The sequence below is a fragment of the Wolbachia endosymbiont (group A) of Andrena hattorfiana genome (assembly GCF_947179565.1).
GTDB lineage: Bacteria > Pseudomonadota > Alphaproteobacteria > Rickettsiales > Anaplasmataceae > Wolbachia.
Window position 1 is genome coordinate 571,777 of record NZ_CAMXBT010000002.1, and the last position, 24,545, is coordinate 596,321.

Sequence of the window (24,545 nt, forward strand, 5' to 3'; positions counted from 1 at the left end):
ATCAAAATGGTTATGACATGGATTAATAGTATAAGTTCCCTGCGCAGGCGTATAAGGCGTACACACTGGTAAAGTTGGTATTTGCAAGTTAGAAGCTGTTCATGGATTAATAGCATAAGGTCCCTGTGCAGGCGTATAAGGCGTATACACTGTTAAAGTTGGTACTTGCAAGTTAGAAGCTGTTCATGGTAGTTTTGCTAAATTACTGTAATGATAAGTCATAATGATCCTTAAAAAAATACTATGAGATTATTATAAATTAAAATGATTAAAAATTTAATAACTTTGATTATAAATCTAGCATATCAACTAACGATATGATTTAAATTTTCTTTCAATTCCACTGTATCTTCGCCAGTTTTGCATACAACCCGTCTTTACTTATTAGGGAGTCATGAGTCCCTACTTCTTCTACTTTTCCGTGATTAATTACTATAATCTTGTCAGTTTTAAGTGCAGTTGATAGTCTGTGTGTAATTACGATCGTTGTTCTGTTTTGCATTAACTTGCTTAATGCTTTTTGCACGAGGTTCTCACTTTTATAATCAAGGGCAGAGGTTGCTTCATCCAGTATTAAAACCTGAGGGTTTTTGAGTATGGCTCTTGCTATTATAATACGTTGTTTTTGTCCTTCAGAAAGTTTTAATCCTCTTTTTCCTACAAATGTATCAAATTTATCAGGCAGCTTATCAATAAATTCCATCGCATAAGCGCTGATAGCTGCTTGCTTCACTTCTTCATATTCAGCACCAGGTTTGCCATATAGTATATTTTCCATTATTGAGCAAGAGAATATTATGTTATCTTGTGGCACTAAGCCAAACAACAATCTGAGGTCATTTAACGCAATTGACTTAATATTGTGCCCATCGATAGTAATGCTGCCTCTGCTTGGATCATGAAAACGGAGCAGAAGTTTTAAAATGGTGCTTTTACCACTGCCAGATGGTCCAACAATTGATACTACTTGACCTGCCTTTATAGAAAATGATACGTTATTTAACGCTGGCTTATCAGACTGAGATTCATAAAAAAATGTCACGCCATTAAACGAAATTCCTTTTTGAACACTACAAATTTTTATAGGATCATTGGCATCTGCTATAGAGCTTTTCATATTTTTAAATTCAAATAAACGCTCTACTATTCCAAGACCTCGTTGTAAATCACTGATATTATCGCTCAAATTATTTATAGCTCCTGCCACAAGCGCTGAATAAAACACAAATGAGGAGAGTTCTCCAATAGTTATATTATTGCTTAAGACTTCTTTAATACCAAAAAAGAGCAAAACAACTAGTGAACCTATCACACACGTGATAACTAGAGTTACTAAAATAGCACGCAAGAGTACTAATTTTACGTATGATTTTGATACTGAGTTTAAATACTCCTTAAAACGGGTTTTTTCATTTTCTTCGAGTACAAAGGATTTGATAGTCACTATAGATCGAAAATTTTCCTCACTAAGTGATGCAAGCTCACTTAATTTATCCTGGGCAAAGCGTGCATAGCTACGCACTTTTTTTCCAAATGAGGTCATAATAATGAGTAGTATAGGTACTATTGCGGCTGCATACGCAGTTAGGTGCAGATTTGTATATAATAACATGGCAACACTGCCAATTAATATTACAAAATTTCGCAATATGGTGAGTAGGCTGCTATTTATTATTGATTGCAGCGCAGAGGTATCAGTAATGAGTGCTGAGATAACATCTTGTACGCCTGTGTTCTCAAAGAAACTTGGTTGCAAGTCAGTGATACTGCTATATAAGTCATATCTGATTCTTGCGATAACTTTCTCGCTGCCAATGCCAATGAAATATAACCGAGTAAATGCAGTGAGAGAAATGGCTAAAACTATAAGTATTGCAACTAATAGTTTGGTAGTAAAATCGTGCTCTGTGCCAGAATCAATTATGTTGCTTAAGCCTCTGCCAAAGAGGAGGATCGTTAAGGCTGAAAATAAAACTGCAATAAAAGCTATGATGAAATAAGATAGATTAGGCTTTATATAGCAAAATAACTCTCTAATATTAGATCGCATCGTATTTTGAAGTTTCTAAAGTTAAGTATATAGATTTTAGTTTCAGGGGAAAGGGGAAAGGTGTAGCACAATAGCTAACGTCATACCGTGTACAAACGTTGCAATTTTTAAGCAAAGTGATGTTGTTCAAGTAGCTGACACTTGGGGTCTATAGCTAACCCAAGTAAGGTTTTCCCGAGTGCTGAAAAACAAAATCAATAGCCGAATTGATATCGGGCCAAAAGTTCTGCAGAGCTTTTCTTATTACTCCGCCAACAATGTTGCAAAAAACATAAAATTAGAGAAAAGCATTTCTCGTATTGCCCGTATGAAGTTGCAAAATTACACAAATAAAAAATTTTAAAAAAAACATAGTTGATCTCTAGATCCCGCTAACAAGCAGCGGGATGACGGTTGTCGGTAGGCCTAAATTACTTTAGCCATAAATATTTAAGAAATTTATCAAATAAAAAAAAAGGCAAAGAAACCCCAGGGTAGCTAGTATTCAAATTCTCCCTTGTCTATTTGACGTCTTTTACTGTCTTAAACGCTTTATAAGCGCGTTTCGGCTTGTATAGGCAGAAACCTAAAGTTTTATAAAGACATGAGGTGCACATAGTGCAAAAAATTAAGCATGATTTACGCCAAATACATTAAGTTTTTTTGTCATTAATCTACTGCAGAGATTGCGAAGATAAATAAATAGCTTCAGTGTTATGATAAGGGGGCTGGCGGAGTTTGTAAAGTAAGTTTTTTCGTTTCTATTCCCAAGAAAAGTTCGTCATATGGTTATGCAAGAAGTCTATTCGTGTAGTTGTGAGCAGCCTAGTTATAAATCACTCACAATTGATATGCTTGAATTATACTCAGTAAATAAATCAAGCATAATGTTAGGTATTCTACCATCAACTATGTGAACAACTCCAGCACATTCCTCTACCATTTTAGTATATGCCATAAGCCTTCCAATAAATTTTTCTCCTTGAATTTTGCCACAATCAATCGATGCATTTAAATTTTTAACAGATATCCTCCTGCCACCAATTTTATCTATTTCTTCACCTGTATCGCTAAAGGTTATCATTTTAGATGCAGAAACTGCAATTGCAATTGTGCTTGCAGTGCTATCGGCATCAATATGATATGTTTCCCCATTTTTTCCATGACCGATAGGTGCAATAACTGGTATAAAATCTGATTCTTCAATAAAAAATAATATATCAGGATTGATTTCAGTGGGCCTACCGATGAATCCCATGTCTAGTATTTTTTCGATGTTATTTGATCTGTCTTCCTTAAGCGTAGCGCTTATCTTTTCAGCTTTTATTAAGTTGCCGTCTTTTCCACATAATCCAATAGCTGAACCACCAGCAGAATTTATATGCTGAACAATTTTTTTATTAACTGAACCACACAGTGCCATTTCAATGATTTTCATAGTGTCTTTGTCTGTAAGTCTGATACCATTCACAAACTTACTGTCCATACCCAGCATTTTTAACACTGAGTTAATTTCATATTCTCCGTCATGAACTATCACCGGATTTATACCAAGCTGCTTTAATAAGACAACATTATGCACAAAAGTATAGAATAGTGTTTCATCTGAGATCGTTACGCTGCCACATTTAATGACAAAAGTTTCACCCACAAAGCTAGGTATGCTAGACAGCACTTCAAGTAATATTTCTGCTTTTTGTTCAAATGATACTTCACCCTTTAAAAATTCACTACTTTTCATTTTTTTATCTTGTAAACTTGAAAAACTCATCTCTTACCTTGATTATTTTATGCTTAACACGGATGCTTATTTGATGAATTGACACATTCTCATTATTAATCCATTTTTGAGTATCTTCTAGAACGGCATCTAGGCTTTTTTGACTCACTTTATCTATTTTTGTTAGCACAACGTTAAAGTTAATATTATTATATATTAACCAATAAATGAAGTCTTTGTCTATTTCTTTTAATCCTACCTTGCTATCTATCAACACAAACACTCTTCTTAGATTTTTTCTTTGAATTAGATAATACTCAATTAAGTTTAAATATTGTATAATTTCCTCCTTACCTGCATGAGAATAACCATACCCTGGTAGGTCAACAAGTCTGAATTTATCATTGTACATAGAGTAAAAATTTATTTGTCTAGTACATCCAGGTTTAGAGGAAACTCTGGCAGCTTTTTTGCTGTTTATCAGTAAGTTGATCAGACTGGATTTTCCTACATTTGATCTACCAGCAAACGCAATCTCTGGAGCCGACTCATCTGGTAATGATTTCATGTCCGAAGCTCCAAATATGAAATTGCAGCTTGATGTTATCTGTCTTGCCATTATATTCAAGTAGAGGTAGTAGATATATTATAGTGTTATTGCTTGATATAAGAAATTTTTTATTTCAGTATATATTACTTAGTTAAAATACTAGATCTGTGCTATATGAATATAGAGAATAATTTACAAGACTTAAAGAAAAAATTTAGTGATATAGAAAGGAACTTAGAAAATCCTACCAATTTAAGTCAAAAAGAATTCATTACCCTTTCAAAGGAATACTCTGAGCTCAGGCCAATAATCAAGATAATTGATGAATATAACACGCTGAAAGAGGAAATTTCAGACTTAGAGGAAATAATGAAAGATAAAAACAGCGAAGGTGATATAAAAGAGTTAGCAAAAGAAGAATTTTTCGAAAAGCACAAGGTATTATTACCAAAAGTAAAAGCAAAACTAAAGTTAGCATTATTGCCTAAAGATGAAGATGACTTAAGAAATGCAATATTGGAAATCAGAGCAGGTACAGGAGGAGAAGAAGCAGCATTATTTGCAGCAATGTTATTTCGTATGTATCAAAAATATGCAGAAAGAAGAAATTGGAAGTTCGAGCCAATAAGCATTTCTAATACAGGTATAGGTGGCTATAAGGAAGCTTCTGCACTCATTAATGGAACAGAAGTTTTTGCAAGGTTGAAATTTGAATCAGGAGCACACAGAGTACAGAGAGTGCCAGAAACTGAATCCTCAGGAAGGTTACATACCTCTGCCGCTACTGTTGCGATATTACCTGAAGTAGAAGAAGTTGACTTTAAAATAGAAGAAAAAGACTTACGAATAGATGTTTATAGATCCAGTGGTCCTGGAGGGCAATCAGTGAATACAACTGACAGCGCAGTAAGGGTCACCCACTTGCCAACAGGGATAATTGTAATACAGCAAGATGAAAAATCGCAGCACAAAAATAAAGCTAAAGCGCTTAAAGTATTGAGGGCAAGGCTATACGAAATTGAAAGACAAAAAAAAGAAATGGAAAGGTCAACAATGAGAAAAAGTCAGATTGGCTCTGGTGATCGTTCCGAGCGCATAAGAACATATAATTTTCCACAATCAAGAATAACAGACCACAGAATTAATCTAACTTCACATCGGCTAGAGCAGATTATAAAAGAAGGTGAACTAGATGAATTTATTGAGGCATTAATTTCACGTAATGAAGCAGAAAGATTGGCCGGGGAAAGTTAATCGCTCACATCTGTAAAAAGATCATTAATTATACCGGATCTTTTAAAAACAATAAACAGGCAGTAAAAACAAGTTCTAGTACTATCGCGGATAGAACAAGAACAGCTACACTAATTGCTTGACCGTTGTAAACGTAGTTTGTTAAGCCGATAAAAATAGCCATGATAAAAGCTCTAATGAACGAGACTGCAGAAGAAGCTGTGCCTTTAATTTTAGGGAAAACATTTATTGATGCATTAAAAATCACTGGCTGGCAAATTGCACAACTGATAGAAAAAATAATCATAGACAGTGTTACTAAGTAGAAAGAGTGGGGTACAATTATACTGAATATTACAAGCAATAGAGACCCAATAGCACCCACGCTCGTACCAGAAATTACACACCATATTGCTCCAAGTTTCTGTAAGATTTTGCCAGCAAATAGACTAATGAGTGAGAAGCACCCAACTATTGCACCTTGATGTAGTGCATAAATAGTGCTAGATAAACCAAAAGTCTCCATATACAAAAAAGGTCCACAAGTAATGAATGACATATACGCAGCAGAAAAGAGGCTTGACATTAAAGACAACGTAACAAACCTCGGACTAGATAGTAGTTTTCTGTAATCTTTCATTATTTTTTTCAAACTGAAAGCATCGCGATCCTTTTTTGTTTCTCGTAACAGAAAAAGCAGCAAAACCCAAGAGATCAAACAAAGTATTGCAACAGTTGCATCATTACCACGCCATCCTACAATTTCATTGATGAAACTGCCTAACACTGGCGCAATTGCCATGACAACTGTAAGAACAGAATTCATGATTCCAATAAACTTCACCGCTTCGTCGCCTTTGTAGCTGTCTGCAACGATTGCAAACACAACTACAGATGTGCTGACACCAATGCCCTGAACAAAGCGAGAGATTGAAAACCAAAAAATCGACGGTGCAAAAACACAACCAACAGCGCCGATTAATAACAAAGTGTTACCTATGATCATAATCCTTCTTCTGCCATAGCATTCAGACAATGGACCAAAAAACAACCCTCCTATGCAAAAGCCTGGGAAATTATAAGCAATAGTTAATTGAATTGTGCCTTCTGATACGTTAAAATAGTGCACCATATCAGGAAAACTAGGTACGGAAATGTCAATTTCAATGAACTTAGCAATTAGAGACAGGATTAATAGAAAGGGTAGTAACATTTGAAATTTTTAATTAATGAATAAAAATATCACATTTAAAGCGTTGAAAGGAGAATATTTTTCACTGTTATTAAAATGGTTAGAAACACCTCATGTGAAGCTATGGTGGGTAAATTGGACACTAGGGTTAATTAAAGAAAAATATGACAACTATGTTAAAGCCCTTACTCTCTGTCCTAACTTTACTTATTTCCTCTTACTTTTTCAACAGTCCGTCTAAATTACCACAAGCAGTTTAATTTTTCATCATTATTCAAAAATATGCAAGGAGCTTTATAGAAACTTAACATAATTTTATCATAAAAATGTCATTCTTAAGTCTTATGTAAAAACAAATTTTGACACTAAGTGAATCTTTTTTAATTAACTATGAGCTGGATAAATTGGAAAATAAATTTTGTTTACTTTTATAATACCTTAAGATCTAATATCACTTTATCAGTCAAAAGTATCACAATAGGCTAGTATGTTCCTTACTCTTTTCCTAAAAATATTACCTATTTATATTACAATATTTATTGGTTATTTAGCAGGAAAATGTCTTAAAATTGACAGAAACACTATATCTCAAATACTCTTTTATATAGCTAATCCAATAGTGATTTTATATGGAGTCTCTCATACAGAAGTTAATTTAAAAGTAATTTCTCTGCCGATTTTGATATGGTTTATAGGTAGCACTATGTCCTTATCAGTGTATTATCTTTCTTCTTTTTTATTTAAGGATAACACGAGAAACATATTAGCATTTAGCTCGGGCAGCACAAGTATGGGTTATTTTGGCCTGCCGATTGCCATGGCTTTGTTTGATGAAGATTCAGTATCTGTATATGTTGTTTGTTATATAGGAATGGCGTTGTTTGAAAATAGCTTAGGATTTTACATAGCTGCAAATGGTATTTATACCGCAAAAGAATGCATATTAAAGTTGTTCAAACTTCCTTCGCTTTATGCGATGGTTCTGGGCTTCTTTTTAAGTATATATGATATACAAATACCTACTTTTTTAACAGATGTTATGATGAATATTAGAAGTACATTTGTCACATTAGGGATGATGCTACTTGGAGTGAGCATTGCAAATATTACAAGCTTTAAAGTAGATTGGAAGCTTGCTTTGATCACTATTACAGCAAAGTACGTATTCTGGCCACTGTTTGTTTTAGGAATTGTCCTTCTAGACAAACATGTTATAGGTGTATACGACGAGAGTATATATAAAGCACTGATGTTGCTGGCTATTATTCCAGTTTCTGGGTCCAGTATAATACTTGCTAATATTTTGAATTATCAACCAGATAAAGCTACTCTGTTGCTTCTAATTAGTACTGCAGTGGGACTATTTTATGTTCCACTAATAATATCATTATTTTTTACTAAACTTATTCTTTTGTGATCAAGCGGTAGATAAAACTTAAATTACACTAGCTTCTTGCATAATCACATAAAAAACCTACTCTTTTTTATCATTCCAGCGCGTGACGCTGGAATCTAGTTTCACTTTATGATGGTGTCATGAAAGTAGCTGACACTGGTTCACTCTATAATGATGTCATTCCAGTGTCAAGCACTGGAATGACATCATAGGGGCACTGGGATGACAAGAAAGGGGCTTGAATGACAGGAGGTAACGCAAGAAGTCTACTGCTATTCCACGTCAAGAACAACCATAAGTTCATTAGGGTTCACATAACCTAAAGCATTTTTTGCTTGCTCATCAAGCAGATCTAAATCTAAGCTTTTTTTCATATAAGCCAAATACTTTATTGTCCAACTTTTCCTTTTCAGAAGAGACATCCTTTAGCAAAAGCTTATTGTACTCAATCTCTTTTTTTAAGTCGATTAACGTCAATAAGCCACGTTTACCTGTAATTGTGCTAATGCTAAAATATAATGTAAGAGAAGAAATGAATAAGGCTAGCGCTTAAACACAGTAACTTTTGTCTTCTTTTTAGTTATAAGCACCGTACTTTCACATACAAGAAATGGTATAACATGAAAAGGTGAACAAAAAAGCTAAGAACCTTGACGCGCTTTACTCCTTGGCTTTACCTTGTTGTATAATGTAAATCTTACCACCCCCCCTTTTCACAACTTTACAATTTTTATCTCTGTTACGATGAGATTTCAGCGACCCTTTGACTTTCATATCTATAGTAAGAAATTAAATTACCTTACATTGTGATCACTTACAGAGAGTTAGTCAATTGATAAATTTTTCACATTTTATTAAAATACTGTATAATTGTTGCTGATACTTCTTCGATTGACTTTTGCGTGACATCAATAATTGGCCAGTTATTCTGCTTAAATAGTTCCTCTGCTTCTTTAATTTCCTTTTCTACTTTCTCAGGGTTAGCATATATATTATTATCTTCGTTGTTAATTGAAGTAAGTCTATTTTTGCGTATTTCTATTAGCTCTACTTACGTCTATTGTTACCCCTATCGTTAGTTTATTTTTTAATTTTGCCAAGTCGACATAAAAGGGTACTCCACTAACAAAAGGAATATTTGCAACCTTATAGCCTCGATAAGCTAAATACGTACTGGTGGGAGATTTTGATGTACGTGAAACTCCAACCAAAATTATATCTGCTTTATTAATATCTTGAATACTTTGTCCATCATCATGATTAATAGGTGTAGTTTATTGCCTCAATGCGCTGGAAATATTCGTTATTTATCTCAGTATGCAAGTCAAGCTTTTCGTCTTTTTCAATTTCAAGATAGGACGAAATTTCTCTAATAATATGTGATAATATTGCTCTGTAGGGAATTTTCAACTTTATACAGTTATCTTTTAGATATTTTCTTAGCTCATCATCAGTAATAGTGCATATAACAAAGTTATGCTCATCACTTTTCTTATTAATTTCCTCCAAAATTTTGTCAACCCTGCTCTTCTCCTTTCACAAAAGACCAAACATATTCGATTGTTTCTACAGAACGAAAGTGTTTCAGAGCTGATTTTGCAACTGATATAACAGTTTCAAACCACTTGAATCTGATACTAAGTGTAGATTAAGTTTTTTAAGGGTCATCAACGTTATACTAAAAATAATAGCAAGCAATCTGCTACTGAAATTGTGCTAATTTATTATACTACGTAAATATAGAAAAACTATCTTGTTGATAAAACTCAAACTAATTGGTAAATTCTTAACACAATTATTCTCAAAATGAATGTTTTTATTAAAGCCTACAAATTTTACTTCTTTTTCTAAAAAAGCACTACCTTGGATTGGGATTATTTGTTTCGCATGTTTTTTAATTGGAATGTCTTTGGCGTTATTCTTCTCCCCAGAAGATTATAAAACAAGGAGAAATTGTACGAATTATGTACATTCATGTGCCTTCTGCATGGCTTTGCTCTTGGAATATATGGATTAATTGCATCACTTAGTTTCATTTCATTGGTGTGGAACAATAGCATTGCTAGTGTCTTTGGCACATGCTGCTGCTCCTGCAGGGACAGTCTTTCTTTCTGCAATATGCTTAATCACAGGTAGCATCTGGGGAAAAGGAACCTGGGGCACTTGGTGGGTATGGGATGCAAGGCTTACTTCAATGCTAATTTTATTTTTCCTATATGTTGGCTACCTTTCATTGTGGAGCGCTTTTGATAATGAAGCGAGGGCAGAAAAATCAGCAGCAGTATTTGCCATTTTTAGTGCTATAAATATTCCCGTAGTAAAATTTTCCTGTGAATTTATGGTCTACTCTCCATCAGCCAGCAAGCATTTTGAGAAGAGGTGGAGTAGCAATAGAAAGTTCTTTGCTGTTGCCACTCATTGTAATGTTTATGTTTTGTGCCACATTTTTTTTTAGTAGTGTGGATACTATACTCACTTCACTTAATTAATTTGTACAAAATAAAGAGAGAAATCAGTATGCGGTATTAGGTAGCTTTGTAAGTATACAGGTAAATATGCTAGAGAAAATTAGGGTAAAATATCTTTGGTCACTTTAAATACTTGCCTGCTGAAACTGAAGAAACGTGCTACGTTATGTGATCTAACTAATTTTAAAAGCAAGCAATGACCAACTAACTAGAATATATCAGGTATTGAATCGAGATCAACTTGAACATTTTAACCAACGTTCTTGAAACATATGATGCAACGGCACGTAGTATTTTACGATTAGGTGCATTGTAAAATAGCAACCGTTGCAACCATGAACTCTAAAATATTCAAGGGAGCCTACCAGTATCTTTAAAGTAAATGTTCATGTGATTCCACAGATAATTTCTGTTTTTTGATTCTATCTGTCCATTTATCATTTTCTATATCTTGTTTGTTGGTTGCTCTTTTTTCTTGCTCAACAATTGCCTTATCTATCTTCTGATGAATTGCATCAATTGCATTTTTTTCTTTGTATAACTTCGCTTTTCCCTTCAATAATTAACTTAATAAAAGTATTTACAACAGACTGCACTTGATTATGATTAATATGGCCCTCTTATCAAAGAAGGTAAAAGAGCCTAATTCCATTATATGTTGACCTAATGTTATTATCTATACCTTCTGTATGCATTAACATTTCATCATCAAAACTCTTTCAATACTTCTGATGCTATTTTACCTTGAAAGGAAAGCCCTAAATTATCTGCTACTTCACTTATTAATAACTCTCTGTTTTCTTTATTATCTTCCAATTTAGTATAATCACTCAATAGATCCATAGCGGTAGACACCTTGATTGCAACAAAATCATTAACATCTTCTAGAGCAGAGCCTGATCTCAACAACCTATCTCTGAGATTTTCGCTTAAAAGATTGATAAACTCTTCATTTGCATCCGATCCTGTAGTAGATATTGTTACCATCTAAATAGTTACTTTGAGTACCTAAGCTATGCTCTATTTGTATTTTTTGTCTCAGGTTTAAATCCTAATTTTGCACAGAATTTCTGAAAATATTCTTTAATAATGTCAAACAAGCTCTTGCCATTATCTTTATAATTTTTTAACTCTTTAGGAATAGTAAGTGACAATTTACCATCTCTGTATGTTACAAAGTCTTTACCATCTTGAGACTCAAGTGTAAATTCTAATGAGTTAGACAGATCACATATCTTATCACCATGCATAACTTGATTTTTAACAGAAAGTATTGGTAGCCTCATATCAGATCTAATTCTCACATTATTTTGGTTAGCACAATCAATGTTTATTACTTTTTTAGGATTTTCTACTATGAACGACTGTCCAAGTGCAAGTTGGGTTTGTATAAATGGAGCAGCCTCATACCCTGCTTGATTACAATCGGTGACTAGCTCTTCTAAAATAGCATTACTTGGAACTTCTGCCCCAGCGTATCTGAACATTTTCTTGAAAACTTCTTTTGCAAAGGAACGGTAGTCTTTGTTTTCATCTTTCTCTGTTAGTAATAGATGTTGGCCAGCATTGTAAAACTCTTCAAATTCTTTCTTATATGAATCGGTTTTTTGATGATCAGCAATTTTGGGATTTTCACAGTGATTTTTCCATAGCTCACCCAATGCATTACTTACAAGCTCTTTTTCAATATCTTCGAGTACTGAAGCAACAAAAGCTTTGCCACGATCCGTATCTATTTCTCTTGTTCCTTTTTTGTTAAATATTTCGTCATTATATATATCATCACTATTAAAAAGTTCGCTTTTGCAGTGCTTAGCTCCTTCCTTAAATGCAATAATAAGATTTTTATCTATTTCTTTTCCGTTAATAATAAAATTCATCCTTTGAAAATCTAAGAACATTGTTTCACCAGAATTTGCTAATTTATTATCTTGACCTGCTCTTAATTTACTAAAATTGAACTCTTTAGTTGTGGCCTTTAATCTAACTACTGGACTCTTATTATTTTTTCCTTTTGCCTCTTTCATAAATAACACCTTACTGTAAATATGCTGTAAGTTATATCATATAATGATGAATAATTTGGTAATATATTAAGAAAATCGACAGTATATTTTCTTTATTTAAGAGGTGCAGGAAAGGCGCAGATTTCTCTTTCCATTTGTAGCGTACTGCATTAATATTTATTTATTAATTTAGAAAATAATGATGAATAACATTGTAATTGTTGGTCTGCAATGGGGTGACGAAGGCAAGGGTAAAATAGTAGATTATCTTTCTGGGAATGCAGATGTAGTTGTGAGATTTCAGGGAGGAAATAATGCAGGGCACACTATAGTAATAGATGATGAGGTTTATAAATTAAATTTACTGCCCTCTGCTGTTTTGAGAACGGGCAAAATATCCATCATAGGAAACGGTGTTGCTCTTGATCCACATGCTCTAATCTCAGAAATAGAGTCATTGAAAGTTAAAGGAGTGGACGTAAACTATAACAACTTGATGGTATCCGAGAGCTGTCCATTAATACTTAGCGTACATAAGGACAAGGAAAAGCTATTTGAAGATTTAAACGGAAATCACAAAATTGGTACAACAAACAAAGGGATAGGGCCATGTTATGAAGATAAAGTTGGAAGGAGAGCTATACGCCTTTGTAATTTAGAAAACGCAGATGAGCTCAATAAAAGAGTGGATACTCTTCTGAATTACCACAATGCTATCAGAAAAGGCCTTAACTACCAGGTGGTTAAAAAAGAAGAAATATTAAAAGAAATTCAAGGGATTTCAAAAAAAATTCTTTCATATAAAAAACCTGTGTGGAGGATATTAAATGACTTTGTGAAAGAAGGTAAGAAAATAATATTTGAAGGCGCCCAAGGCACATTTTTAGATATCGACCACGGAACTTACCCTTTTGTTACTTCAAGTAATACTGTAGCGTCGCAAACAATAACAGGCTCAGGATTAGCCTCCAATGCTTACATTATTGGTTTGGTAAAAGCTTATACAACAAGAGTGGGCAATGGTCCATTCCCTACTGAGCAAAAGAACGAGATTGGAGATAGCTTATTTACTATAGGCAAGGAGCTTGGAACAGTGAGCAATAGAAGAAGGCGCTGCGGATGGTTTGACGCAGTTTTAGTGCGCCAGGCTGTGCAACTTTCTGGAGTGTCAAGCATTGTATTAACCAAATTAGATGTGCTTGATTCTTTTGATACAATTAAAATATGCACTGGTTACAAGTATAGCGGGAAAATGTATGACTATTTACCCGCATCGCATTCAATACAGGAGGAATTAGAGCCAATGTATGAAGAGTTTCCTGGCTGGAAAGAAAACACTCAAGGTAAAAGGTCAATTGAAGCATTGCCTATCAATTTAATAAAATATATAGACAAGTTAGAAAAATTAATAGGCGTACCAATTCATCTAATTTCAACTAGTCCAAAGAGAGAGGATGTTATTAAGCTTAAAGATTTCTGAAAACGTCTTTTAACTTTTATCCAATAAAAAAAATACTTGCATAACTCAAAATACTAAGTCTATTATATAAGATATTATTATAAACTTATAGTGAGTAGTGTACAATGAAAGACAAAAGCTTAAGTTTAACACTTGCAGTTATTTTCAACACAATTAAGTTAATAATAAAAGTTAGTGTAGAACGTGGCTATACAGTTTGATTTTTTTGAATATATGTTAATTGGTATAATATAAATATAGTCAAAGGAGGTGTGTTATGATTGGAGGTTTGACTAAGGGAGACAAAGCAGCAGAGGCAGGAGAGGATTCTGGTATTAGATCAATCGCATCATGTGCTTGGAGTGCAATAAATCGCTTGTTGACATCTTATGAACGCGATCTATATTCGTCACGGCTTACACTACGTTTTGCATCCCTCAAGGACCGTATCGATGAAGTGGAAAAAGAAAATCCTTCCACTAAGGACTCTGCTACAATAAAGTTCTGCCGCTCAATTGCAGAAAATGATAAATTATGCAAAGAATTAAGAAATTTAAATAATCTTGCTGAAAATTTTGCCAATAAAGAATTTGATTCTCAATTAGAGAAGATAATAACAGGTTTTAAACTAAAAGATCTAGAAGACAAGGTAGGCTTCTTAGTACTTTTGAAAGAAGAAAGTGACTTCACTGCTATACAAAAGGCTTATAGGGATGAGTGGAGTTTTTATGACCTAATAAACGATAGAGATTTTAAACAAACGTACATAGATAAAGTAGTAACAGAGTCTGCTAATAAGAGCTTTAAGGAAGATATAGATAAATGCATAGAGTTAGCAGAGCAGGGAAAAAAAGCTGTAAGTAAATGTTTTGGAAGAAAAGGCGTAGAGCTTCGAGCTTATTACACAGAAACTGATAATGCTGATAGAGTTTTGAATGTTAACCTTATTAATTACAATAGAAGTGAGCCAACAAGAATTAGTGACATTTTATAGCAAGAGAAAGATATTAAAGAATTGAATATCTATTGCAATAAAAAACATGAAATATACGCTCATCAAGAAGATAAGAAAAGATATTATGAAATGACAAGCACTTGGCCTGTAGAGAATGGATCCAGAATGTTTACCATGATTATGAATGTGAGTAGTAGCGGCATAACTGAAGTAGTAAAATTTGATGGTGAAGATTTTGTGTCATCGTAGGAGATCCTAGAATTAATAAAGCAAAACGATGAATTATATATTCAAGGTCTCTCCTTACATGATGCTGTAATGAAATCACTAGAAAAGGGTAAGGCTATATCTACTGCTAATAATAATTTGCAAAATGAATCTATAGTGGCCTATCAAGACAAAGAACCAGAGGGGAAATTAGACCCTAAAGTTGATGATGACAATAGCCTTCCTTCTTCTCCTTCTATTAATAGCAATGCATTAATTCAAACAGAAGTCAATTTACAGCACACTGAAACTCAACCAGAAGTTGCTTCACAACAAATAACTGATTTACAAAATAGGTTTGGAAAAGAAGAGCAAAAAAAACACAAAATTGCAAACTGAACTGGCACAAAAAGATGAAGAGTTAGCAAGCGCATTAGCAGAGCTATAAGGGAAAGCACAAGAACTTAAAAGTGTATATGAAGAAAAAGGAAAGCTAAGGCAAGAGCTGGGAGTTGCTAATGCAAAAAAGGAGGAGTTAAAAAGTGAATTAAAGAAATCGCAAGAAGAACTATATCATGTGCAGGAAGGAAAGTCTGATTTAGAGGACAAGTTTGATAAGTTAGAACGCTCTAATAAGGATATAGAGGAAGATAAAGAACGGTTTTCAAAACAAGTATTAGATCTGCAAAAAGAATTATCATGCTCGGAAAAGGTAACCCAAGAATTAATCAATAAGTTAAAAAGTGCTGGAGCAGAAAAAAAAGAAGTGAATCAGAAACTTGTGGAAGCTGGGCAAAGAATTGAAGCATTAAAAAAACAGACTAGTGATTTAAAAGATAAACTTGAAAAAAAGGAGCGAGGATCCAAGATAGAAATAAATGAAATACGCAAGGAGTTAACGCAGCTTAAAGAAAACCTGGAGAGGAATGAGGAAGAACTTAAAAGTGTGTATGAAGAAAAAAGAAAGCTAGAGGACAAGCTGAAAGGTGTTAATACAGAAAAGAAGGAATTAGAAGACAAATTAAAAGAATTTGAAAAAGAGATAGACCAAGCAGCACACATAATGAAGGAAAAGGAGCAGTTTATAAGCAATTTAAAATATCAAATGCTAGGGTTGGAAAATGAGTATAAAGCACAACTGGAATCTTATGAACAAGAGATAGGAAAGTTAGAAAACATGCATGATGAGTTTAAAGAGTATGTAGCATCAATATTGGAATCCATGGATAGAGAGCATGAAGATGAGATTAAGGAATTGGAAGAGAACCGTGATTCATTGAGCGACATCATTGCAGGTAAAGTTTTGGATATTGAAGGTCTGATGAAAAATTTACAAAACAGTGAAAAAGAGTTTTCCCGTGGTCAAGTAGAAGAGTTAAGTGAAGAAACGTTTGCTGATGAACAAAAAGACTTCAACAATCAATTTTATACTCTAACAGGAGACATTTCTAGTGAGCCTGGTAATGTTCCACGAAAGAAGATAGAGTTATCCAGATCTTTAAGCTTTGATAGTGAATCTGATAATAAGTCTTATGTTCCACAGAAAAGGGACAATGATAGCGCATATGATAGCAATGAGGAGAATTGTGATAATCATCCTTGTAGTTCAGTTCTAGTCCTAGGGTCCGTAAGTCCTATCAGAGCACAGGCAAGGAGTAGAAACGTAGGTAGGTAGCTCACCTTCCTCTCGCATTATTGTGAAGATGGTTGGGGTTAAGTTGCAAGAGAAATACTTAAGTGGGGTGCAAAAAGTCTTTTGTGTTGATAATAATTTAAAATCTATAGTAGACTGAAAAAGATTATTAAATTATAATATAACATATGATAAAAGACAAGAAATCGAAAACAATTTTTGAAGTGGAAGGGGTAGTAACTGCTTTACTACCTGCAGCAGAATTTAGAGTGAAACTGGACAATGAACATGAGATTATCTGTCATGTATCAGGGAAAGTGAGAAGAAGTAAAATACGCATCATTATCGGGGATAGGGTGTTAGTTGAGATGAGCATTTATGATAGGAATGCGAAAAAAGGTCGGATCATTAGAAGGCTTAAAGGTACAAGTGACAGAACGATCTCTAAATAATCTTATTCTTGCTTCATCATCGAAAAGGCGTATAGCTTTACTAAAACAAATAAATATTGAGCCAGGTTTAATTTTGCCAGCAGACATAGATGAAGCCCCTTTAAAAAAGGAACTTCCGAAGGATTACTCAATCCGTATGGCAAAAAGTAAAGCTGAGAAAATACAAAGTTCAAATCCAAATTACTTTGTGCTTGGTGTTGATACAGTTGTTGCTTGTGGTAGAAGGATATTGCTTAAAGCTGAAAACGTTGAGCAAGCAGAAAAATGTATCCGCTTGTTATCAGGAAGAAGGCATAGAGTATATACCAGTGTGTGTCTATTAACTCCCGATCAATCTAAACAACATATTAGAACTGTGGTTACAATAGTGAAATTTAAACGTCTCAGTGAACAAGAAATTAAGTATTATTTAGCATCAGAAGAGTGGAAAAATAGGGCAGGGGGATGCAATATACAAGGCCTAGCTGGGATGTTCGTATTGTTCTTACGCGGCTCCTACTCTTCCGTTATAGGGTTACCATTACATGAAACCTATTGTTTGCTAAGTAATTATTTTAACCGGGAGTGTTAAATAAACCATACGCGTCAAGTTAAGGCCCAATATAGCACCATTTAAAGTGGGTAGATAGCCTTTCGAAATCCCTTAACAAGGTGCCCAACAAATCTGTCTTTTTTCGTCACTGAAGTAGTTGTAAACCGCATACCTATCGGTAACAACCAAATTCTTATAACTAGAAAATGTACTACTCTCTAGAAACTTAACTCCTCTTGTGTCTGCTAATTTAATAAGGCTTGCTTCATTATTAGCAAACACCCAGCACCAGCCAAGTTTACCTTTAGAATAATGGCTAGTTTCATCAATATGCAAAACTTTGCTTGCTCTCTCTACTTGTTCATATACATCTTAATACATAATTCTCCACAAAAACAATCTTCAGGGAGGAGCTGGATAATTATAAGCTCAGCATTATTGTTTGGCGCTATAGGAGCCACAATGGCTACAATGGGAATTATACCTGAAATTGCTGCTATTGGAGTAATTGCAACTGTTGTGTTGTCAGGAATCGCTGGTACTATAGTAGGTGGTGTAGCGGGATATCTTGTTAATGTAGCAATAAATCAATGCTGTGGAGCATGCAGCTCAGTAGTTCAAGAATAAGACCAATCCGGTAAAGAAGCATTTGTGGGAGTGGAAACCATTTTTTGATTTTTCTTTACTAAGTCTACTAAATATAGTTTAGAGTTGCTTGGTGATTCTGTTCTTGTGAAAATGATTTCTCTACCATTTGGTAGCCATGCCGGAGATTCAATTTTATGCCCTTCTGAAAGTAGATGTTCTTCTTTGCCATCTGGCTTCATAACTCCTATGTAAAATTTTCCTGACTGAATCTTTGTGAAAGCTATCAGATCTCCTTTTGGCGACCAAACAGGCGTAGCATATCTTCCACTTCCAAAACTAATTCTTTTAGGTTTTTTACTTTTGTTAGTAAAATCGATAACATACAGCTGCTGACTCCCACTCATATCGGAACTAAAAACCATATACTTTTGATCTGGAGAAAAAGAGGGAGAAGTGCTTATAGCTGAACCTTTAGTAATTTTTTTTGTCCGTTTACTACTTAAATCCAAAGATAATATATTCGTTTCACCACCCAATGAGTGGGAAATTAAAAGAGATTTACCATCAGGAGAAAATCTTGGTGCAGAAATAACTCCTTCAAATGCGCTGATTATTGATTCAGTGTGGTCTTTTAAATTTTTTAATACTACATAACTTTTACCATTTGCGTATGAGATATAAACAATACCCTTTCCATTTTGTGAGAATCTCGGTGTTGACACAAATCTATCGCCATTTGTTAAGTATTTTATATTACTTCCATCTTGATTCATCACAGCAATTTTACGTACGGATTTATAATTGCTATCTTTTTCTTCAGCAATATACGTGATTTTTGTGTTGAAGTGCCCTTTCTCACCAATCAATCTATCATGTATCACATCCGAAACGAGGTGACCAATTTTTCTCCAGTCTTTTGCTGGAAAAACAACTGACTGAGTAAGTAATTCTCTTTTTGTAAAAGTGTCAAATAAACGAAATGATAGCTCTAATGCACTACCAGATACTTCGCTTAAACTTACTGTGACTACAGTATCGCTTTTCCAAGGTTTAAATTCAGCTTCCGCGCCATGTTTTACATTAAATAAGCCACAATTAGATAAATTTGTTCCTATTACCTTTGCAATATTTTCGCTTAATTCGCTTTCCAGCGCTGTTTTACATGTACATTTAGATACAACAAGACCAATGTTACCAACACTACTTTTTTTTATATCAACATATAAAGCAGCTTTTGTAAAATAAGGAATAAATAACGAAACAAGCAATATTAATTGAACGAATAACTTCATTCTTTCATTTCATACCTGTTCTATCTGGACTTCAATTATAGGTCTTTTTAGTAAATATTCCTTTAAGATACTCAATATTGAACTTTCAATCTTATTTTTAATTTTTTTTGTTGGCTGCAAACTAAACAACGACTCAACTTTCTTGACAATTTTCTGTATAATAGCTGCATCTTCTAGCACTTCAAAAACACCAGGTACAAATACTTTCGGTTTAGTAAGCAATTTATTTTTCTTGTTTACAACTGCTATTACCACAATAACTCCGGCATCTCTCATTCTTTTACGCATTTTTATAACACTGCTCTCCGGATGACGTAGCAGCATACCATCAATACCAAAGTAGTCAACACTGATTGAATCAACTTTTTCTCCGTTCTCCAAATTAACAATATCACCTGGTGCAATCATTATTGCTTTTGCCACACCGCACTCTTTAGCAAATTTTACATGTGCATGCGTGTGAATATATTCGCCGTGAACTGGAATAGACATCTTCGGTTTTATTAAAGAATACATTTCCTTTAACTCTTCTCTTGTTGGATGCCCAGAAGCATGAACATGCTCTGTTTTTTCAGTAACAACTTCTACCTCCATCTCAATAAAGGCATTGAGCATGTTGTGCGCACGAGTTTCATTTCCAGGAATGACTTTTGACGAAAAGATCATGGTATCACCTTGCTGCATTTTAAATGCTTGATGACTCTTATTAGCAAGCCTTGAAGTTGCTGCCAGTGGCTCACCTTGACAACCTGTGCAAAGTAGCACCAGTTTTTCCCTTGGAAAATTTACTGCTTCCTTTGCTTCAAGAAACTGAGGAGAATCAGTTAAATAACCACTATCTTGCGCAACTTTCACTATTCTCCATAAAGATCTACCAAGTAAAACTACTTTTCTATTTAGTGCTTTTGCAGCTTGGCTTATCGTTTCAATTCGTGCCACATTTGAAGCAAATAGCGAAACAGCAACTAATTTTTTAGACCGCTTTATTATGTTATAAATGTTATTATAAATTTCACCTTCTGACTCAGGATGATGCTTGCTTAATATATTGGTTGAATCGCAAATTGCTGCAAGCAGGTCACCTTTATCGCCAATTTCTTTTAGACGCTCTATATTAGAAGTTAATCCAACAACAGGTTTTGGATCAAATTTCCAGTCTCCGGTATGGAGTGCACTACCCATTTCAGTGCTAATTAATATTGAATTTGCCTCAGGAATTGAATGAGTTATATTTATAAACTCGACGGTAAAAGGACCCAAATTTGTGCTGCCATTTATGTCCACCTCTTTCACAGGTACTGTATCTTCTAATCGAAACTCCTTTAGTTTCTCCTTAAGAAAATTAACCGTAAACTTTGTTGTATATATGGGGCACTGCAACTCTTCCCACAAGTGGGGCACTGCACCGCAGTGGTCCTCATGTGCATGTGTAATTATTATTCCAAGCAAATCTTTTTTTCTTTGAGCAATAAAATCTACATCAGCAATGAGCAGCTCAACACCTGGCATAGTTTCATCTGCAAAACCAACACCAAGGTCGATCATAATCCACTTACCTTGATAATGATATAGGCTAACATTCATCCCGATTCTTCCTACTCCCCCAAGCGGAAGAAATAAAAACTCATTTTTGTTTATATTCATTAAATTTAAATTATTAAAACCTGAGAATAGCAAAACTTCGACCTTAAATAAAGAAATTTCTTGCTTTTACATAATTTTAAGGAACTAAGAAGTTTCTGTTGGCTAATAATGTTGATATCAACACTATTGTTAAGTTTTCCATTAATAAGGTCAAAGAATTGCAGGATTAAATGAAAACCCGTAAACAGTTACTCCTTCATGTCATTTAGCAGATTTCTTATTTTTTTTTTACTTTACTAAAAAACCCTTCAGATTGCTGTTGTACACTTGCATTTTCCTCTTCTTCAAGTGCTTTTAATAGTTCAATTTGCTTTTTAGTTAAATTTTTTAAATTTAAAGTCTCAACTATTACCTGTATATATAAATCACCACGAACATGTGAGTTCATATATGGCATACCCTTTTCCCTACAACGTAGTTGGGTACCAGTTTGAGTGCCTTCAGGGACCTTTACTTTTATTTTAGCTCCATCAATTGATTGGACATCGATTTCGCCACCAAGCACTGCTAGTGTCATTCTTATAGGCACTTTACAGTGTAAATCTGCTTTATTTCTAGCAAAGATTTTATGGGAAATTATTTTCACGTATACGTATAAATCTCCACTTTTTCCACCTCTTGTTCCAGCTTCTCCTTTACCACTTATCCTTACCTTAGCTCCTTCTTCTATGCCTTTTGGAATTGAAACGGATATATTTACTTCATCTCTTCTACGTCCACTTCCACCACATTTCTTACATTTATTTTGTATTATTTCTCCTTCCCCATAGCATGTAGTACATGTTCTTTCGATGGTAAAAAAGCCTTGTTGAGTTCTAATCCTACCGCTTCCCTGGCATGTGGGGCACTGAACTGGTTTAATTGCTCCTTCGCTACCTGTGCCTTGGCATGTGTCACATTTTACATTTGTCACATAATGTATAGGCGCTTGTATTCCTTTAAATGCATCTTCTAAGGTAATTTCAAGATCATAACGTAGGTCTGCTCCAGACACTCCTGTTGTGCTCCTCTTTGCTCTTGATCTACTTGCACCACCACCGAATCCTCCACCAAAGAAGTCATTGAATATGTTGCTAAAATCTCCTGCAGAGCTAAAGCCTTGAAACCCACCAGAAGCACCTTCGTGGCCATAACGGTCATAGCTTGCCCTTTTCTCAGAGTCAGATAGAACTTCATATGCAGCTGTTACTTCTTTAAATTTTTCCTCTGCTTCTTGATTGCCAGGATTTCTATCAGGATGATATTTTAACGCTAATTTTTTATACGCTTTTTTTATCTCATCAATACTGGCATTTCTTCCTGTTTCCAGCAGATCATAGTAGTCTTTTTTGCTCATATATAATAGTTTAGTGTTTAACGTTTAAAGGTAGGTATTGCATATATTAATTTCAAGTGTGACTTCTATTTCCTATAAAATGTGGTGCACCCTGAGCGACTTGAACGCCCGACCTTTTGATCCGTAGTCAAATGCTCTAATCCAACTGAGCTAAGGGTGCTTTCATAAAGTTAACTTTAGCAGGTTTTGTAGCTTGATTCAATTAATTTGGCTAAAAATAAAACTGTTAATTTTTATCATACGTGAAACCTGCAAAAAATTGCATTTGTTTTCTTAAGAATCATTTTATGGTCAAGCTCACAACTATACGAACATTTGTAGTCAAGGCACTGGATCTAAAATTGCAATGTTTGTACAGTTGTGGGTTTAGAACCCCTCACAATTCCCAAACTGCTGTTCCGCATTAGAATTATTAAATTCACTATAAGGAGGAGAGTAAGGAGGAGGTGGTCCATAATTCCTAACTGCTTCTTCAGCCTCCTCAATATTGTCTGATTCTTTTTCATGCTTCATATGAAAAGCTAAACCACCAGCAAAATATACGAGAGAATTAACGCCAAGGATAGCTAAACCCCACACTGGTAAGACTGGGTAAATAGCACAAGCTACCTACTTTCAAAACACGTCCCCTCAGATTCTCACTTTGGCATCATTCTACCTTATCTAAAGCCATTTTATACCTTTTTATCCCTTTGGGGTAATCTTTTTTCAGTTAGCTATAGTAGATCTTTCAGAACAATTAAACGTGACTTGTTCTACTTCCATCTAATACAATGTAACAAAGGGGTATAACTCAGAGCTAGAGGTTATGATTGTAATAAAGATATAAAAAAAACGGATAAGTCAAGCAAAGTTACAAATGTAATTTTGCTTGACTATCCATTTATTACCACCTAAAATAGCTAACAAAGCCATCCCGTATGACATTTTATCTATATCTAATCAAGCATATTAATAAGTAAGTAAATTTTAATATAATCTTATTATACTTATAAATATGCTGTATAGAATGAAAGTATGGATGATTTCATAACTGCAAGAAGGAAAGATGATGCTGTGGTATCTGTTTGTCAGGATAATAAGAAAAAAAACGTATTAATTTTAGGGCTCAATCAAGCCGCAAGGAATTTGTTAAAATACGAGGAAGGGAATTTACTTAATAAGCCGTTAATCAATATTTTAAGTGCAAGAGCAGCTGACGACATGAAGAATTATTTAGAGTACACCGAAAATGGACACGATTTACTTGATGTATTACCTAAAGTGATAGGTTTTTTCTTAACTGATGCTAAAGGAGAAGATATAAAGACAAAAGTAAAAGTTTTCCGCACTGCACAATTTGCTAGTAATAAAATAAATTATGAGCTATTGATACGTGATATCAGCTTGTCTCATAAATTAGGAATCTTTAGAGATGAATATCTAATGGGTAAAAAATATAAAAACCATGACTTATTCGATATACCAAACAATGAGTCTACTATTCTAGAGTTATATGTTATATTAAATTTTGCCTTTCAACATCAAATTAATGCAGCTATAGGAGTGATTGGCTTAAATAGTAGCTGTAGTGAGACAAATGATGCACTGAAAGTTATCATAGAACATTTTTGTAAAAATTGCCGTAGTGATGATTTTCTAGGGTATATTGATGAGAATAAAGTGCTTTTTGTTTTGATTAACTGCGATGTAAAAAGTACGTCTAAAATAATTAATCGTATACATTCTGCCATTAATAAGCAGTTATTAAAGCGAAAATTACCAAGTGTATCAATAATTTATGGGAATATAGCTCAAAAACGGGCAGCAAAATCTACCAGCGGCGCCTTCTGAAAAGTTGTTTTTTATTTATA

The 24,545-nt window shown here is 34.2% G+C and carries 22 protein-coding genes, 1 tRNA gene and 5 pseudogenes; 13 read left to right on the plus strand and 15 right to left on the minus strand.

Annotated features, from left to right (window positions below):
• Positions 1-334: 334 nt before the first annotated feature.
• From OM966_RS04620 to yihA, 3 genes are all read right to left on the minus strand, one after another.
• Positions 335-2,050: an ABC transporter ATP-binding protein gene (locus OM966_RS04620; RefSeq protein WP_264328992.1), complete on the minus strand. Its 1,716-nt coding sequence runs from the start codon at positions 2,048-2,050 to the stop codon at positions 335-337.
• Positions 2,051-2,858: 808 nt separating this feature from the next.
• Positions 2,859-3,770: an acetylglutamate kinase gene (argB, locus tag OM966_RS04625; protein ID WP_319604718.1), complete on the minus strand. Its 912-nt coding sequence runs from the start codon at positions 3,768-3,770 to the stop codon at positions 2,859-2,861.
• Positions 3,771-3,774: 4 nt separating this feature from the next.
• On the minus strand, positions 3,775-4,371 hold the full coding sequence (gene yihA, locus OM966_RS04630) for a ribosome biogenesis GTP-binding protein YihA/YsxC (protein ID WP_405197146.1): 597 nt from the start codon (positions 4,369-4,371) through the stop codon (positions 3,775-3,777).
• Positions 4,372-4,473: 102 nt separating this feature from the next.
• Here yihA and prfA point away from each other — a divergent pair, with 102 nt between their 5' ends.
• Complete coding sequence (prfA, locus tag OM966_RS04635; RefSeq protein ID WP_264328995.1) at positions 4,474-5,553, plus strand: peptide chain release factor 1; 1,080 nt, start codon at positions 4,474-4,476, stop codon at positions 5,551-5,553.
• Positions 5,554-5,581: 28 nt separating this feature from the next.
• Here prfA and OM966_RS04640 read toward each other — a convergent pair whose 3' ends face one another.
• Positions 5,582-6,745, minus strand: coding sequence for a multidrug effflux MFS transporter (locus OM966_RS04640; protein ID WP_264328996.1), 1,164 nt, complete (start codon positions 6,743-6,745; stop codon positions 5,582-5,584).
• A 16-nt stretch (positions 6,746-6,761) separates the two neighbouring features.
• On the opposite strand from OM966_RS04640, the pseudogene OM966_RS07570 reads away from it, so the two are divergent.
• Both OM966_RS07570 and OM966_RS04645 read left to right on the plus strand, forming a co-directional pair.
• Positions 6,762-6,905 (plus strand): annotated as a pseudogene (locus OM966_RS07570) (N-acetyltransferase); the annotation flags it as partial.
• Positions 6,906-7,211: 306 nt separating this feature from the next.
• Positions 7,212-8,141, plus strand: coding sequence for an AEC family transporter (locus OM966_RS04645; RefSeq protein WP_264328997.1), 930 nt, complete (start codon positions 7,212-7,214; stop codon positions 8,139-8,141).
• A gap of 620 nt (positions 8,142-8,761) precedes the next feature.
• Here the strand turns inward: OM966_RS04645 and OM966_RS04650 are convergent.
• Positions 8,762-8,894: pseudogene (locus OM966_RS04650) on the minus strand (ribosomal protein bL36).
• Between the two features lie 70 nt (positions 8,895-8,964).
• Positions 8,965-9,788 (minus strand): annotated as a pseudogene (locus OM966_RS04655) (pyruvate, water dikinase regulatory protein).
• Between the two features lie 142 nt (positions 9,789-9,930).
• On the opposite strand from OM966_RS04655, the pseudogene ccmC reads away from it, so the two are divergent.
• Positions 9,931-10,649 (plus strand): annotated as a pseudogene (gene ccmC / locus OM966_RS04660) (heme ABC transporter permease CcmC).
• A gap of 312 nt (positions 10,650-10,961) precedes the next feature.
• Here the strand turns inward: ccmC and OM966_RS04665 are convergent.
• The 3 genes from OM966_RS04665 to OM966_RS04675 all read right to left on the minus strand — a co-directional run bounded on the left by OM966_RS04665 (position 10,962) and on the right by OM966_RS04675 (position 12,615).
• Positions 10,962-11,147, minus strand: coding sequence for a hypothetical protein (locus tag OM966_RS04665; protein WP_264328998.1), 186 nt, complete (start codon positions 11,145-11,147; stop codon positions 10,962-10,964).
• A 149-nt stretch (positions 11,148-11,296) separates the two neighbouring features.
• Complete coding sequence (locus tag OM966_RS04670) at positions 11,297-11,575, minus strand: hypothetical protein (RefSeq protein ID WP_264328999.1); 279 nt, start codon at positions 11,573-11,575, stop codon at positions 11,297-11,299.
• Between the two features lie 26 nt (positions 11,576-11,601).
• Entirely contained in the window at positions 11,602-12,615 is a 1,014-nt protein-coding gene (locus OM966_RS04675; RefSeq protein ID WP_264329000.1) for a hypothetical protein, read from the minus strand.
• A gap of 181 nt (positions 12,616-12,796) precedes the next feature.
• On the opposite strand from OM966_RS04675, the gene OM966_RS04680 reads away from it, so the two are divergent.
• From OM966_RS04680 to OM966_RS04710, 7 genes are all read left to right on the plus strand, one after another.
• Entirely contained in the window at positions 12,797-14,074 is a 1,278-nt protein-coding gene (locus OM966_RS04680) for an adenylosuccinate synthase (protein WP_264329051.1), read from the plus strand.
• Between the two features lie 256 nt (positions 14,075-14,330).
• Positions 14,331-15,047 carry a hypothetical protein gene (locus OM966_RS04685; RefSeq protein ID WP_264329001.1) on the plus strand — a complete coding sequence of 239 codons (717 nt, stop codon included), beginning with the start codon at positions 14,331-14,333 and terminating at the stop codon, positions 15,045-15,047.
• A gap of 21 nt (positions 15,048-15,068) precedes the next feature.
• Positions 15,069-15,257 carry a hypothetical protein gene (locus tag OM966_RS04690; protein ID WP_264329002.1) on the plus strand — a complete coding sequence of 63 codons (189 nt, stop codon included), beginning with the start codon at positions 15,069-15,071 and terminating at the stop codon, positions 15,255-15,257.
• Positions 15,258-15,326: 69 nt separating this feature from the next.
• Positions 15,327-15,614: a hypothetical protein gene (locus OM966_RS04695; RefSeq protein ID WP_264329003.1), complete on the plus strand. Its 288-nt coding sequence runs from the start codon at positions 15,327-15,329 to the stop codon at positions 15,612-15,614.
• A 178-nt stretch (positions 15,615-15,792) separates the two neighbouring features.
• A complete protein-coding gene (locus OM966_RS04700; protein WP_264329004.1) occupies positions 15,793-16,890 on the plus strand; it encodes a coiled-coil domain-containing protein in 1,098 nt (365 codons plus the stop codon).
• A gap of 146 nt (positions 16,891-17,036) precedes the next feature.
• On the plus strand, positions 17,037-17,300 hold the full coding sequence (gene infA, locus OM966_RS04705) for a translation initiation factor IF-1 (RefSeq protein WP_264329005.1): 264 nt from the start codon (positions 17,037-17,039) through the stop codon (positions 17,298-17,300).
• Positions 17,278-17,871, plus strand: a complete 594-nt coding sequence (locus OM966_RS04710; RefSeq protein ID WP_064125248.1) for a Maf family nucleotide pyrophosphatase — start codon at positions 17,278-17,280, stop codon at positions 17,869-17,871. Before infA ends, OM966_RS04710 begins: the two co-directional genes overlap by 23 nt.
• Positions 17,872-17,923: 52 nt before the next feature.
• Here OM966_RS04710 and OM966_RS04715 read toward each other — a convergent pair.
• Positions 17,924-18,201: pseudogene (locus tag OM966_RS04715) on the minus strand (IS66 family transposase); the annotation flags it as partial.
• Between the two features lie 93 nt (positions 18,202-18,294).
• Between OM966_RS04715 and OM966_RS04720 the strand changes: the two are divergent.
• Positions 18,295-18,459, plus strand: a complete 165-nt coding sequence (locus OM966_RS04720; protein WP_253309122.1) for a hypothetical protein — start codon at positions 18,295-18,297, stop codon at positions 18,457-18,459.
• On the opposite strand, the gene OM966_RS04725 is transcribed toward OM966_RS04720, so the two are convergent.
• The 5 genes from OM966_RS04725 to OM966_RS04745 all read right to left on the minus strand — a co-directional run bounded on the left by OM966_RS04725 (position 18,450) and on the right by OM966_RS04745 (position 23,205).
• Entirely contained in the window at positions 18,450-19,712 is a 1,263-nt protein-coding gene (locus OM966_RS04725; protein WP_264329006.1) for a Tol-Pal system protein TolB, read from the minus strand. The two genes, OM966_RS04720 and OM966_RS04725, sit on opposite strands and share 10 nt — an antisense overlap.
• A 9-nt stretch (positions 19,713-19,721) precedes the next feature.
• Positions 19,722-21,356: a ribonuclease J gene (locus tag OM966_RS04730; protein WP_264329007.1), complete on the minus strand. Its 1,635-nt coding sequence runs from the start codon at positions 21,354-21,356 to the stop codon at positions 19,722-19,724.
• A 217-nt stretch (positions 21,357-21,573) separates the two neighbouring features.
• Positions 21,574-22,692: a molecular chaperone DnaJ gene (gene dnaJ / locus OM966_RS04735; RefSeq protein WP_264329008.1), complete on the minus strand. Its 1,119-nt coding sequence runs from the start codon at positions 22,690-22,692 to the stop codon at positions 21,574-21,576.
• A gap of 82 nt (positions 22,693-22,774) precedes the next feature.
• A tRNA-Arg gene (locus OM966_RS04740) sits at positions 22,775-22,852 on the minus strand.
• Between the two features lie 206 nt (positions 22,853-23,058).
• The gene (locus OM966_RS04745; RefSeq protein WP_264329009.1) at positions 23,059-23,205 is read right to left on the minus strand and encodes a hypothetical protein; all 147 of its coding nucleotides are present in this window, start codon (positions 23,203-23,205) and stop codon (positions 23,059-23,061) included.
• 504 nt (positions 23,206-23,709) lie between these two features.
• On the opposite strand from OM966_RS04745, the gene OM966_RS04750 reads away from it, so the two are divergent.
• Complete coding sequence (locus OM966_RS04750) at positions 23,710-24,525, plus strand: hypothetical protein (protein WP_264329010.1); 816 nt, start codon at positions 23,710-23,712, stop codon at positions 24,523-24,525.
• The last annotated feature ends 20 nt before the right edge of the window (positions 24,526-24,545 follow it).

Excerpts from the sequence above, each read along its gene's own strand:
- OM966_RS04685 (WP_264329001.1), top strand. The coding sequence starts at position 14,331 with ATGATTGGAGGTTTGACTAAGGGAGACAAAGCAGCAGAGGCAGGAGAG.
- OM966_RS04745 (WP_264329009.1), bottom strand. The coding sequence starts at position 23,205 with ATGAAGCATGAAAAAGAATCAGACAATATTGAGGAGGCTGAAGAAGCA.
- infA (WP_264329005.1), top strand. The coding sequence starts at position 17,037 with ATGATAAAAGACAAGAAATCGAAAACAATTTTTGAAGTGGAAGGGGTA.
- OM966_RS04645 (WP_264328997.1), top strand. The coding sequence starts at position 7,212 with ATGTTCCTTACTCTTTTCCTAAAAATATTACCTATTTATATTACAATA.
- OM966_RS04720 (WP_253309122.1), top strand. The coding sequence starts at position 18,295 with ATGGCTACAATGGGAATTATACCTGAAATTGCTGCTATTGGAGTAATT.
- OM966_RS04680 (WP_264329051.1), top strand. The coding sequence starts at position 12,797 with ATGAATAACATTGTAATTGTTGGTCTGCAATGGGGTGACGAAGGCAAG.
- OM966_RS04675 (WP_264329000.1), bottom strand. The coding sequence starts at position 12,615 with ATGAAAGAGGCAAAAGGAAAAAATAATAAGAGTCCAGTAGTTAGATTA.
- OM966_RS04640 (WP_264328996.1), bottom strand. The coding sequence starts at position 6,745 with ATGTTACTACCCTTTCTATTAATCCTGTCTCTAATTGCTAAGTTCATT.
- OM966_RS04620 (WP_264328992.1), bottom strand. The coding sequence starts at position 2,050 with ATGCGATCTAATATTAGAGAGTTATTTTGCTATATAAAGCCTAATCTA.
- OM966_RS04725 (WP_264329006.1), bottom strand. The coding sequence starts at position 19,712 with ATGAAGTTATTCGTTCAATTAATATTGCTTGTTTCGTTATTTATTCCT.
- dnaJ (WP_264329008.1), bottom strand. The coding sequence starts at position 22,692 with ATGAGCAAAAAAGACTACTATGATCTGCTGGAAACAGGAAGAAATGCC.
- OM966_RS04730 (WP_264329007.1), bottom strand. The coding sequence starts at position 21,356 with ATGAATATAAACAAAAATGAGTTTTTATTTCTTCCGCTTGGGGGAGTA.
- OM966_RS04670 (WP_264328999.1), bottom strand. The coding sequence starts at position 11,575 with ATGGTAACAATATCTACTACAGGATCGGATGCAAATGAAGAGTTTATC.
- OM966_RS04750 (WP_264329010.1), top strand. The coding sequence starts at position 23,710 with ATGGATGATTTCATAACTGCAAGAAGGAAAGATGATGCTGTGGTATCT.
- argB (WP_319604718.1), bottom strand. The coding sequence starts at position 3,770 with ATGAAAAGTAGTGAATTTTTAAAGGGTGAAGTATCATTTGAACAAAAA.
- OM966_RS04695 (WP_264329003.1), top strand. The coding sequence starts at position 15,327 with ATGAAATCACTAGAAAAGGGTAAGGCTATATCTACTGCTAATAATAAT.
- prfA (WP_264328995.1), top strand. The coding sequence starts at position 4,474 with ATGAATATAGAGAATAATTTACAAGACTTAAAGAAAAAATTTAGTGAT.